This is a genomic window from Burkholderia sp. PR2, from assembly GCF_052372875.1.
Classification (GTDB): domain Bacteria; phylum Pseudomonadota; class Gammaproteobacteria; order Burkholderiales; family Burkholderiaceae; genus Burkholderia; species Burkholderia diffusa.
This window is the reverse complement of record NZ_JBQRWH010000003.1, coordinates 20,975-33,305: the sequence shown is the minus strand read 5'-3', so window position 1 is coordinate 33,305 and position 12,331 is coordinate 20,975. Positions and strand designations below refer to the sequence as shown.

The following is a 12,331-nucleotide window of genomic DNA, read 5'->3' as shown; positions in this document are numbered from 1 at the left end:
ATGTTTACTTCAGGTCGTTTTTTCGCTCCTGGCAAGTGTTCAAGAGGGAAGACGGTCTTTGCCGAACAGGGATGCGATCATGCGTAGCGAGAAGACGGGTGCCGAACAATTTGCAAGGCAGACATTGAATTTCATGTCGAATCTGCTGGGCGTCGACTCGATTGCGTTCTATCACATCGACGACGAAACGCGAGAGTCTCAGTTCAAGTTGCTGAACGTGCCGGCAGGCTTCCTCAGCGACTACTTGACGTATGCGGGGGATCTCGACCCACTTTCTCCCGTCCGGGCTCAATCCTTAGGGGGCGCTACAGCATTGCTAAGCAACGAGCTTGGCGAAAGTGACGGCGACCGGGAGTATCACCGCTTCATGCGACTGCATGGATTCCGGGACACTATCGAACTGTTCTTCCGGTGCAATGGACAAATGGTCGGAGGATTGAGCGTGCTTCTGAACGACGGTTCAGCCGCTCCTGATCGCAGGACTGAACTGCTGCAACGTTGTCGGATCGCACAGCCTTACATCGAGCACAATATTGCAAGCGGTCCTCACGCTTCCGTCATTCGCGTCCGCGAGTGGCTGGCGACCGCCCATGGCCTTTCGAAGAGGGAGGTGGCGGTTGCCGAATTAGTGGCGGCTGGTCGATGCAACAAGAGGATCGGAGGAGAGCTGTCGATCGCGGTCACAACCGTGAAAACTCACCTGGTTCACATCTTCGACAAGGTCGGCGTCGATAGCCGTGCTGCGCTGATCGCAAAGATCAATGCTTTCTCGTCGTAACGGGGCGGCCTAGCCTCTACTAAGTACCCGCTTGTCCGTGTCGGGAAAGCAAATGCTCCAGCGTCGTTTCACTCGGCGTTGGATGGAGTGGATGGTGCGCGGCAAAGTTTATCAGTCGGACCACCCAATCCTCGGGTTCAGCGCCGATGTCCAGCACGTTCAAACAAGCGTAATCTTGCTCGATGCTGGCGAAATACGCACCGCGATTTCCCGATAGCGCTCGGGAGATGATCGCGGTGTTGACCCCGCCGTGTACCGCAAGGAGCGCCACTTTCCAGGTGTCGTCCAACCGCAATGCCTCGATCTCGGAGTCGACCCGTGTCGTGAAGTCGCGAATCGTCTCGCCATTCATAAATGCCCAGGAACCCGGCACAAGTCGAACTCCCGCAAAGAACGCTCGATCCAGGCTGGTGCGAGACAACGCACTGACGTCGCCACCATGAATTTCGCATAGCGAATCAAAGTTTTCCACGGAGGTCACTCCGAGACTACTTCCGATGATCTGGGCGGTTTCGCGGGACCGGAGCAGCGTGCTTGAGAGAATTCGGTCTACGACCACGTTGTTCTGTTCCAGAAATGCGGCCGTCTGCGCTACCTGTGCTCTTCCGAGACTCGAAAGAGGCGGGTTCTGGTCCATTTGGCTCTGTTGGGGGAAGTAGTTCACCTCCCCGTGGCGGATGAGATAGATCCTTCGCCGACCGGACAAGCTGGGTTCACGCTGCATTTCCTGCACCCGTGGAGGTGGAAAATTCGGAGTATCCGGACATACTCGGAAAGACGGAAATTGCTGCCTACGCGCCGGGCGCGCGGCAGCTGTGGCGTCAGCGGGCCGCAGTCTGGAGCAGTGTCCCGAATTCGGGTGAATCGATCCGCTTTTTCACCTTGTCAAGGCTACGATTCAATTCACCCACGTAATCGTAGTCAGCGTTCTTGTCACTTGCTCCTTGCGCGACCGTCCATAGGCCGAGACTGCAGTAATCGGCGGCGAGTGCGAAGAGGCGCACGCGGGCCTGCCTGCATGCATCGTTGGTGCCGAAGTAGTCTTCACACATCTGGCCGATCGAATCGGTGTCGAGCTCACCGTACGTCGCGATGAAACCGAGTTCGTAGCAGCGATCGCCATTCCCGGACAAATCGTAGTCGACGAGTCGTACGTCACAAGTCGTCGTCTCGAGAATGTTCGCACCGTAGAGGTCGTTGTGACATGGAACGAAGTCGGTGATTCGAAGGTCGAGAACCTTTTCGACTCGCGCCATCACTTTGCACAGTTCTTCATAACCGTCGGGAAGGTCCACGCCGCGTTGGCGCGCGCATGCAAACTGTGATCTGGCGTCCGAAAACGGGCTGAAATCCCGTGCGAAGCGAGCGCCGCTATCGTGGAGTCGACGCGCGGCGCTTAGAAGGCGCCTGCGGCCCGCGCGATCCGAGGTGTCGAGAAGTTTGCCGGGAAGAAATTCGACCACAAGTGCGAGTGGCTCCGTGGTGATCTTCAATACCCGCGCACCAATACCCAACTCGCCCGCCAGACGCGTGTTTTCCATCGCGACGCCGGACGGCGGAATCACGCCAAGTCCCTCCCAGGTCGTATTCCACAACTTGAGCATGCACTTGCGGTCGCCGTCGATGGCCACCAAGTTTTTGTGCGCACCGCCGCCAGACATCCATTCGAACACGGGCCGGGAGTCTGCCCAACCCGGTGTTTGACGGATGACATCTTCAGCGCGCTTAAGCAGATCAACGTCGAGGACGGTTTCGATGACACTCATTTCGTCACCTCGCTGCTTTTGAGTTTGAACCGTGCCGTCGTGAAGGTATCGAGGTCCGGACGTTCCGTGCCATCGACGAAATCGGCCAGTGCTTTGCCGACCACAGGCGCGTAACGAAATCCGCGGCCGGTACACCCTGCGCCGATAACGACGTTCCTATGGTCCGGATGTGCCCCGAGCAGCCAGTGACCGTCCTTGCTTTCGCTCCACATGCACACCGCGCCGCCCACAGGTTCTGCATCGAGCTGCGGCAAGCGCTGACGGAGCACCTCGCGCACGCGCTCGACATCGTTTGCCTTGATATCTTGACTGATCGTATCGGGATCGATGATATCTATGCGAGTTGCGACGCTGAACTTGTAGGTGCCGTCAGGTTCGGGACATCCGTAAGCCGGCATCCCGGGGTCGCCCGGGGGAGCGGCAAAGAAGAGGGCGGGCATTGCGACATGACCCGCCGGGACCTTGAAATTGACGAGTACTTGACGCTCTACGTCCACTGGAAGGTCAAGGTTCAGTATCCTGTTCGACCTCGCGCCCGCGGTGACGACGAGCTTGTCAGCTCGATACGTGCCCTGGGCAGTGTGGACTTCCACGCCGCGGGCGTCGGCGCTCCACGTCAGAACGGGTTCGTCGAAGCGGAACTCGACACCGTGTTCGGAGGCCAATTTCTGCAAGGAGCGAATGGCAGGTTCGACCAGGATAATCGAGCCATTCGGTTCCCACACCGTCAGCTCGCTCTCTCGGGTTTTCAGCCACGGGAAACGTGCAGACGACTCGGAATCGGAAAGAACTTCGTATTCGAACTCGCTTTTTTGCAGGTTGGAAAGCGTCTTGTCGAACCACTCCGAACCGGGTTCGCCGATGAACGCCGAACCGGTTTTGACCAGAATGTCCTGACCGACCTTCTTCGAAACTTCGCCCCACATCTCCCAGGCGGCTTCGGTAAGCTTGATGTAGGCAGGGCCGGAACTGTTCGATTGCCGCGCGAGGCGAGTCGCGCCGCCGTGCGAGCCAACCTTGTGAGGCGGACGAAATGCATCGATCGCCAGCACCCGATAGCCACGGGCGGCCAATTGCCAGCTTGCTGCGCTTCCCCAGGTGCCGGCACCGAGAACGATCACATCGAAACTGCTCATCATAAATCCCGAAGAACATGGAGCTCGTGGACGTCCTTCGTCCGACGATCCTCGCCGTTAATGAATGGTCGTTGTCGGCTCAGCCGGCATCGACGTCTGCAGCCCGACCTTGACCGGACTTTCATTCATTTTTCTCAGCAGAAAATAAATTGTCGTCCTCCAAAGGTTGGAGACTCGACTAGGGTTTCTACGTGCTACCGGATAAAGATCGGAATCGACAACCCAGGTGTTCGTGTGCCTTGCGCGCTCTATCGTGCTGTTTGGAGCCTTCGGTAACCCCTCGGATCCAATATTTGGTTTGCAAGCTGCCAGCAAATCAAACCTTCGATTGATTCGAACTCGGAGCCGTTCGTGAAGAATCTAGCCAATTGACGGAGGGTGGCGCATCGTGGCGCATTTGGCGCCGAGACCGGTTCATGGCCATAACTCTCCGTGAAATTTTTCAGGAGCGGAAATTGAACACTCAGGACGATTCGGTGATGGACCTCTCGACTGCAGCGCCAGAGCAGCCTTTTGAGGATCGTGAGGAAACGATCGCGGCGTCGACGCGCTACCTCGCGTCCGAGAGTGGTAGATTGCTGCGCGGTCTCGGCGCTGACTTGATCATTGGCGCGCGCGCGCGAGCGCAGTTCCAGGACGCTTTCAGCGGAAAATGGTACTGGAACATGCACTGCAACGGTGGAGTGTTCAACATGGGCCACCGTAACGAGCGGTTACTCCAGGCACTCCGCGGTGCGCTCGACACGTTGGACATTGGCAACCATCGATTCACTTCCGGCATCCGGGCGCAAGCCGCACAGAAACTGACCAGGTCGACTGGCGGCGTGCACGCTGGCGTGGTTTTCAACGCGTCCGGCGGGGAAGCGAATGACCTCGCTATTCGGCTCGCACGCGGCGTTACGGGGCGGCAGAAAGTGATCAGCATTGTGGGCGGCTACCACGGCCACACAGGTATCGCCATCTCGACCACGGACCCGGAATTTTCCGCTCCTTTCGGTGGACCGCTCCCAGGCTTCGTTCAGGTTCCGTGGAATAACCTGTCCGCGATGGAAGCGGCGATCGACGACGACACGGCCGCGGTCGTCATGGAAACCCAGCCCTCGTCATGTGGCTTCCTTCTCCCGACAGACGGATATCTGCAGGCTGTGGAGAAGCTATGTCGCGATAGAGGAGCGATGTTGCTCATTGACGAGGTACAGACCGGTATGGGCCGGACCGGACATGTCTGGTCGTGGCAGCACCATGCCATTGAACCGGACATTTTCGTGAGCGGAAAGGGCCTGTCTGGCGGCGTCTACCCCATGGCGGCAACGATGATGAAGCAGCCGATCTTCGATCATCTTCATCGGTTTCCCTACGGACAGGTCTGCACGTACGGCGGTAACGAAATCGGCAGCGCCGTGCTGTGCGAACTTCTCGACATGGTAGATAACCCGACGTTCCTCGGACAGGTGCGCTCGTTGAGTCAGCAATTCCACGAAGGCTTTGCCGATGCCGCGTTCGACTACTGGACGATCGGATTGAGCGGCGGCATAGGTCGAAACACGCCTGACTGGGCGCTGGCCGCAATGCCCAAGCTGTACGAAGCCGGAGTATGGGCAGTGTTCTCGTCGTTCAACAAGAGCGCGTTGCAATGCAAGCCCGTCATGATCATGACGGCGGAAGAGGCGGACCGACTCATCGGCGTGGTGAAAGCCGCGCTTCGCTAGTCTGAATTTCAACCAGTGCGCGGGGGCGGTCGGTGGACCTGCGTCACCTATCGCCTACGCTCAGATACGAACATTGAGAGCCTGGAGCACCAAGGGAGGAGCCAACGCATGAAAATCCATCTGAATGTCGTCAACGGCATGTTGGTCGAGGCCGTGGAGACCATTGAATCGCTCAACCCGGCGACCTCCGAGCCCATTGGTCGTGTTCCCGTTTCGACGAAAGCGGATGTCGATGCAGCAATTGCCGCTGCCCGGGCGGCGCAACCTGCGTGGATGTCGCTTTCAGAGGGCGCTCGAAGCGCCGCGCTACAGCGAGTGGCCGACGTTCTCAAAGAGAACGCCGAGTATCTCGCCACGTGGATCACCCGCGAGCAAGGAAAGCCTTTGGGCGGCGTCGGCCCGGATCAGATCCCCGGTTCGCGATTCGAGATGTGGGGCTGCGAGGTCTGGACCCGGGTACCTGCGAGCTTGGATCTGGCTCCTGAGGTCTTGTTCGAGGACGAAACTCGACGCGACGTCATGCACCGCCAGCCATATGGCGTGGTGGCCGCCATTGCGCCATGGAACTGGCCTCTGCTTATTGCGATCTGGCAAATTATTCCGGCGTTGCGGATGGGTAACACGGTCGTGCTCAAGCCATCCGAGCTGACCAGTATCTGCACGCTAGAGATGGTTCGCTTGATCTCGGAGGTGCTTCCGCCGGGCGTGCTGAACACGGTGAGCGGAGATGGCAGGGTCGGCGGCTTGCTGACTTCGCATCCTGGCGTAGACAAAATTCTATTCACGGGGTCAACCGCCACCGGCTCTCGCATTTCGGCGGTCGCAGCCGAAACTGTTACACCTACGACGATGGAGTTGGGCGGCAACGATGCCGCTATTGTTTTACCCGATGCGAACCCTAAAGATATTGCGCAAGGGTTGTTCTGGGGGGCTTTCCTCAACATGGGTCAAACGTGCGCATGTATCAAACGACTCTACGTCCCTGAGCACCTTCACGATGAAATCGTTTCGGAGCTCAAGGCAATCGCTGAAATGCTTCCGATGGGCGACGGGCTCACTACGGGCGTCGCGATCGGTCCCATTCAAAACCGCGCGCAATACGACAAAGTGTTGGCGCTTGTGGAAGCTGCGCGCGCCGAAGGTGGAACCGTGGTGTGCGGCGGTGTAGCCCCGTCAGGCGCCGGTAACTTCTATCCAATTACGCTTGTGACCGGTCTGAAGGACGGCGCCCGTCTGGTGGATGAAGAGCAATTCGGTCCGGTTCTCCCAATCATTAAATACTACGAATTGGCGGAGGCCATCGATAACGCGAATCGTCTCGAGGTTGGACTCGGCGCCTCGGTGTGGTCGTCAAACCCTGACCGCGCAGCGGGAATTGCGTTAAAGATTCAGGCGGGGACCGTTTGGGTCAATCAGCATGGCGCCATTCACCCCATGGTCCCTTTCGGCGGCATCAAAGGCTCGGGCTGGGGAGTAGAGTTTGGAATCGACGGCTTGAAGTCCATGACCCAACCACACGTTATCAGTATCAAAAAGTGACGCGGCCGACTGTTGAGCCCGCTCCGTATTCATAGCCGTTTTGAAATTCTGCAAAAGCCGCTCCTTTCGCCGGACGACGCGCAGGATGGCCCGGCCGCCGCGTTGCATGCACGCTTCGTCGAACGCATCGCGAACGGGCGGCGCAACGACGTGCATGCCGACGATTTGCTCGCCGTGGCCGGCCGCGCTGACCGATGGCCGCACCGGGACCGCGCTCGCCGCGCACACAGGCGTGGTGGATCTTGTGCTCGTCGATCTCGCGCGCTCCAGTGCAGCGACGCCGCGTATGCGGACGCGGTCGGCCTGTTCCAGCAGGCGGGTTTTCGCGTCGTCGGCGTCGCGGACGTGCCGGGCATGGTCGCGATGCGCACCGTCGCGATGCTCGCGAACGAGGCGGCCGACACGGTGAACCAGGGCGTGTGCTCGCCCGCCGATCTCGATCTCGCGATGGAGAAGGGCGTGAACTACCCGTGCGGCCCGCTCGCGTGGGCCGATGCGATCGGCCTCGGCCGCGTGCATCGCGTGCTGTCGAATCTCGCGGCGAGCTACGGCGAGGACCGCTATCGCGTGTTGCCACGCATTGCCATGCTGCACGCGGCCGGCCGCACGTTCCGGTCGTAGCCGCCGGCCCCGTTACCCCGAACACGATAACGACATCACTCCATTGGAGGAGCACCCCGATGACTCACCCGACGCATCCCGCCGCCGCCCTCGAGCCGATCGAGACCGCCAGCCGCGACGAACTGCAGGCGCTGCAGCTCGAGCGCCTCAAGTGGTCGCTGCGCCACGCGTACGACAACGTCCCGCACTATCGCCGCACGTTCGATGCGGCGGGCGTGCATCCGGACGACCTGAAGTCGCTCGCCGATCTCGCGAAATTCCCGTTTTCGACCAAGAACGATTTGCGCGACAACTATCCGTTCGGGCTGTTCGCGGTGCCGCGCGAGCAGGTCGTGCGCGTGCACGCGTCGAGCGGCACGACGGGCAAACCGACGGTGGTCGGCTACACCGCGCGCGACATCGATACCTGGGCGAACGTCACCGCGCGCTCGATCCGCGCGGCCGGTGGCCGCCCGGGCGACACGCTGCACAACGCCTTCGGCTACGGGCTCTTCACGGGCGGTCTCGGGATTCACTACGGCGCGGAACGGCTCGGCTGCATGGTCGTGCCGATGTCGGGCGGCCAGACCGAGAAGCAGGTGCAGCTAATCCGCGATTTCGAGCCGAAGATCATTCTCGTCACGCCGTCGTACATGCTGAACCTGATCGACGAGATGGTGCGGCAGGGGATGGACCCGGCCGAATCGTCGCTGAAGATCGGCATCTTCGGCGCCGAGCCGTGGACGCAGGCGCTGCGCGAGGAAGTGGAGACGCGCGTGGGCATCGACGCGCTGGACATCTACGGGCTGTCGGAAGTGATGGGCCCGGGCGTCGCATGCGAATGCGTGGAGACGAAGGACGGCCCGGTGATCTGGGAAGACCATTTCTATCCGGAGATCATCGATCCCGTCACGGGCGAAGTGCTGCCCGACGGCAGCCAGGGCGAGCTCGTGTTCACGTCGCTGACGAAGGAAGCGATGCCGGTGATCCGCTACCGCACGCGCGACCTCACCGCGCTGCTGCCGCCGACCGCGCGCACGATGCGCCGTCTCGCGAAGATCACCGGCCGCTCCGACGACATGCTGATCGTGCGCGGCGTGAACGTGTTCCCGAGCCAGATCGAGGAGATCGTCGTGGCGCTGCCGCAGCTGTCGGGCCAGTTCCAGATCACGCTGTCGCGCGACGGTCACATGGACCGGCTCGACCTCGCGGTCGAACTGCGCTCCGAAGCGGCCGCGTCGGTCACCGAAAGCGATCGCGCGGCGCTCGCGCGCGAGCTGCAGCACCGGATCAAGACGATGGTCGGTGTGTCGTCCGGCGTGACGGTGCTGGCGGCCGGCGGCATTCCCGCGAGCGGGACCGGCAAGGCGCGCCGCGTGATCGATTGCCGTCACGCGGCGTGACCCCAGCCCGCCGCCGCCGCTTCAGTCCCGATCGCTTCCTCTTTAGGAGTTCAGTCTGGATTGCTGGTTCGTCGTGATCCGCATTAGGAATCCTGGACCGATTCGAGAGTGAGTTTCGCGGCAAACTTGACCCTGAACCAGAAGGAGGTTTGCCATGAAACGCGAGCGCTTTTCGATCGAACAGATTGTGGCTGTGCTCAAGCAGGCAGAGTTGGGCATGCCGGTGGCCGATGTGATCCGGCAGGTCGGTATTTCGGAACAGACGTTCTATCGGTGGAAGAAGCAATACGCCGGCATGCAGTCAGATCAGGTACGCGAGCTCAAGCAGTTGCAGGACGAGAACGCGCGACTCAAGAAGCTGGTTGCTGAACTGAGCCTGGACAAGGCCATCCTGCAGGACGTTGCATCAAAAAATGTATGGTCCGCCCCGGCTTTGCAAGGCGAGGAAGCCGTTAAAAACCCTGGGATGTTTGCTCCCAGGGCCACGTGACGCGTCGCTGCCCAATCCATGGAAATTGTCGCTGTACGAGTTCGTGAAATTCTCGGTTCAACAACGCGACGCGCAATTGCACAACACTGTGTGCTCCCGGGCGACTCCAGCGCATATGCTGGCTCTTGCACATTCGACGGCCAACGATTCGGTTAATCGAAGACTCGACGAAGCCTGTGGAGATTCGGCATCCCGCACGTTGCCATGTGCGATAGTCAATCAGCGAGTCAACATTGTTTTGCAGATAGGTGACTACATTCAAGAGGTTGTGACTTGCTTTTCCGGCTTGGTTGCTCATTGCTGGATCCCGTTTCTCACGCAGATCAAGTGCGGTGGACTAGACTAAATCTGACAGTGGTTGGTTTTTCATGCTGGCGCGCATTGGCGCGGAGGGCGTAGCCCGTAGCGGCAATGCGCGCCGCGAACAGCAAGGAGTCCGCCATGACTCAGGAGCAGAAGGTAATTCGTGCCAAGGTCGGCATACTCGAGCTGGCCCGGCAACTCGGCAACGTCAGCCAGGCCTGTCGCGTGATGGGTTACTCGCGCGACAGCTTCTACCGATTTAAGGAACTGTACGATCGAGGCGGTGAAGCTGCTGTAGGCGTTCATTATTAGCGCTAGCCGTGTTCAGAAACGTTGCAAGCGGAAATTCTCAAAGAAGCCTCGGCGAACAGGGACTTTTTGAAGTTTTCTGGCGGCTGCTTAGCCGTTGCGTTTCTGCAACGGAAACTTGGCCAATGTTCACTAACGTTGCTAGCACGTTGCACGTGTTCTTTAATACTGCTAGCGCACGTGTCGCGTGGATTGATAGGGATCCATATGGCTTCGATCGAAGAGCGGGCCGCTCGAGCAGCGAAGATTGCGTCCGTGCTTCGACCGCTTGGCAACGGTGTGCTTTCCCGACAGCAGGCTGAACGAGCAGCACAGCTATTAGGCGTTCACTGCACCACCGTATATCGCCTGCGTCGACGTTTCCTCGCAGATCCGGTCGCCAGTACATTAGAGCCAAGGCAGCCGGGTAGGGCGACCGGGGGCAAACTGGACGCCGCCGTCGAATGCGTCATCGACGAGGCCGTGCACGAATGGCTCCCCGATCAGCGGCACCTTGCGCATCCTGCGACTGATCTTGTACTTGAGGTGAAACGTCGCTGCAGCGTTGCAGGTCTATCGCCTCCGAGCAGGTCAACAATAGCTCGACGGTGGCTCTCCTATCGCGAGCAGGATGCTTTGGCACGAGCGGCCCTCCCGAACGCTGCAGTTGCCCCTGGCACATTCCAGGTCCGACATCCGTTAGATATCGTGCAGGTTGATCACACGCAAGCGGACATCCTGCTAGTTAGCGAACTGGACGGACAGATTATCGGTCGACCGTGGCTGTCTGTGGCTCTCGACGTTGCTACGAGATGTGTGCTTGGCTTTTATGTCGCAATGGAGAGGCCGGGGGCTGCGACGGTAAGCTTGCTCCTCTCGCGCGTAGTTCTACGGAAAGAGCCGTGGCTCGAAAGACTAGGCGTTGAGGCTGACTGGCCGATGCGCGGTATCCCTCGAACGCTGCATCTTGATAACGCGGCCGAATTCAAATGATCCTGCCTCGTTTTCACGTACAGCATGTCATGCAGCAGCGCGCAGGGTTTCGTATTCGACGGGAGTGCAGTAGTCGATCGACGTGTGCATGCGCTGTCGATTGTAATAGCCTTCGATCCAGTCGACGATGTCCAGGCGCGCCTGAGCGCGGGTTTCGTAGCGTGTTTGGTAAATGCGTTCGACCTTCAGGGTTTTAAAGAAGCTCTCCATCGGCGCGTTGTCCCACGCGTTGGCACGCCGGCTCATTGAGACCGTCATGCCGAATTCGGCGGCCAGATCGCGATACGCCCAACTGGCATATTGACTGCCCCTATCCGAATGCAGCAGTAATCCGGGCCCGGGTTTGCGTTGCCAGTATGCACTGCGTAATGCTTGGCAGACCAGATCCGCGTTGATTCGCTCCGACATCGACCAGCCGACGATACGCCGGCTTGCTAGATCGAGGATCGCCGCGAGAAACAGCCAGCCTTCGTCGGTGGCGACGAACGTGATGTCACTCACCCACGCTTGGTTCAGCTGCCAGCCATCGAAGCACCGATCCAGCAGGTTCGGCGCCACCGGCAGATGATGCGTCGAATCCGTGGTGACTCGATACGGGCGCTTGTAGACCGGGCGCAGCCCCTGACGTTGCAGGCTGCGTCGCACGCGCTCAGCGCTCGCCGGCCGGCCCTGAGCATGCAATTGCCGCACGATGCGGGGGCGGCCATAGCTGCCGCGGCTGGCCCGGTAGATGGCCGCCACTTCGGCGTCCAGCGCCTCGTTGGCCTGCGCCCTGACGCTGGGCGGGCGAGCGCGCCACTGGCAATACCCGCTGCGCGAGACGGCCGACACCCGGCACAGCCGGCTCACGCTGTACTGGTCGCGGTGTGCGTCGATCCAGGCGTACCTCACCGCGACCCCTTCGCGAAGTACGCCGTTGCCTTTCGGAGGATTTCGATGTCGAGCTTCGCGCTGGCCAACTCCTTGCGCAACCTGCTGACCTCGGCCTCCAGATCGCTGACCGGTCGACGACTGGAGCTCGACGTGCTGGGTGACGGCCCCGTCGCCGCTTCAGCATTGCCTTTGCGCTGGTCTCGGCACCAGTTGCCCAGTGTCGCCACCGGTACGCCCAGCCTGCGAGCGGCCTCATGCTGACCGACGCTCTCCGACAAGCGCACCGCCTCCACCTTGAATTCCTGCGTGTATTGCCTTCTCGGCACCACTTTCTCTGCCATTCCGTTCTCCATACAGTCAAAAAGTTATCAAACTTCTTGCTGTACGTGGATTCGAGGCAGGATCACTATCGCATTGAGCGGTATCATCGTGCAGGGCTTCGTGTTCAAGAAT

8 protein-coding genes and 4 pseudogenes are annotated in these 12,331 nt (G+C 60.0%); 7 read left to right on the top strand and 5 right to left on the bottom strand.

Annotated elements, in window-relative coordinates:
* Window positions 1–79 precede the first annotated feature (79 nt).
* A complete protein-coding gene (locus ACT2FV_RS15755; RefSeq protein ID WP_151049844.1) occupies window positions 80–778 on the top strand; it encodes a helix-turn-helix transcriptional regulator in 699 nt (232 codons plus the stop codon).
* A 19-nt stretch (window positions 779–797) separates the two neighbouring features.
* Here the strand turns inward: ACT2FV_RS15755 and ACT2FV_RS15750 are convergent, their stop codons facing one another.
* The 3 genes from ACT2FV_RS15750 to solA all read right to left on the bottom strand — a co-directional run bounded on the left by ACT2FV_RS15750 (window position 798) and on the right by solA (window position 3,680).
* Window positions 798–1,502: a histidine phosphatase family protein gene (locus ACT2FV_RS15750; protein WP_444504304.1), complete on the bottom strand. Its 705-nt coding sequence runs from the start codon at window positions 1,500–1,502 to the stop codon at window positions 798–800.
* 97 nt (window positions 1,503–1,599) lie between these two features.
* Complete coding sequence (locus ACT2FV_RS15745) at window positions 1,600–2,544, bottom strand: phosphotransferase family protein (protein ID WP_151049840.1); 945 nt, start codon at window positions 2,542–2,544, stop codon at window positions 1,600–1,602.
* Window positions 2,541–3,680 (bottom strand): N-methyl-L-tryptophan oxidase, encoded by a 1,140-nt coding sequence (solA, locus tag ACT2FV_RS15740; protein WP_151049838.1) that lies wholly within the window; start codon window positions 3,678–3,680, stop codon window positions 2,541–2,543. Before solA ends, ACT2FV_RS15745 begins: the two co-directional genes overlap by 4 nt.
* A gap of 455 nt (window positions 3,681–4,135) precedes the next feature.
* Between solA and ACT2FV_RS15735 the strand changes: the two genes are divergently transcribed.
* The 5 genes and pseudogenes from ACT2FV_RS15735 to ACT2FV_RS15715 form a co-directional block, all read left to right on the top strand.
* On the top strand, window positions 4,136–5,389 hold the full coding sequence (locus ACT2FV_RS15735) for an aspartate aminotransferase family protein (protein ID WP_170296442.1): 1,254 nt from the start codon (window positions 4,136–4,138) through the stop codon (window positions 5,387–5,389).
* 108 nt (window positions 5,390–5,497) lie between these two features.
* Window positions 5,498–6,928, top strand: coding sequence for an aldehyde dehydrogenase family protein (locus ACT2FV_RS15730; RefSeq protein WP_151049834.1), 1,431 nt, complete (start codon window positions 5,498–5,500; stop codon window positions 6,926–6,928).
* Window positions 6,929–7,006: 78 nt separating this feature from the next.
* A pseudogene (locus tag ACT2FV_RS15725) lies at window positions 7,007–7,549 on the top strand (3-hydroxyacyl-CoA dehydrogenase family protein); the annotation flags it as partial.
* Between the two features lie 59 nt (window positions 7,550–7,608).
* Window positions 7,609–8,931, top strand: coding sequence for a phenylacetate--CoA ligase PaaK (gene paaK / locus ACT2FV_RS15720; RefSeq protein ID WP_444504303.1), 1,323 nt, complete (start codon window positions 7,609–7,611; stop codon window positions 8,929–8,931).
* A gap of 154 nt (window positions 8,932–9,085) precedes the next feature.
* Window positions 9,086–9,349, top strand: a pseudogene (locus ACT2FV_RS15715) (transposase); the annotation flags it as partial.
* 34 nt (window positions 9,350–9,383) lie between these two features.
* Here ACT2FV_RS15715 and ACT2FV_RS15710 read toward each other — a convergent pair.
* Window positions 9,384–9,749, bottom strand: a pseudogene (locus ACT2FV_RS15710) (ISKra4-like element ISBusp5 family transposase); the annotation flags it as partial.
* A gap of 113 nt (window positions 9,750–9,862) precedes the next feature.
* Here ACT2FV_RS15710 and ACT2FV_RS15705 point away from each other — a divergent pair.
* Window positions 9,863–10,021, top strand: a pseudogene (locus ACT2FV_RS15705) (helix-turn-helix domain-containing protein); the annotation flags it as partial.
* 1,011 nt (window positions 10,022–11,032) lie between these two features.
* On the opposite strand, the gene ACT2FV_RS15700 reads toward ACT2FV_RS15705, so the two are convergent.
* Window positions 11,033–12,231, bottom strand: a protein-coding gene (locus ACT2FV_RS15700; protein WP_444504302.1) for an IS3 family transposase whose coding sequence is annotated in 2 segments (ribosomal slippage) — window positions 11,033–11,931 and window positions 11,931–12,231 — 1,200 coding nt in all. Because the reading frame shifts where the segments join, the coding sequence is not laid out codon by codon here.
* Window positions 12,232–12,331 lie beyond the last annotated feature (100 nt).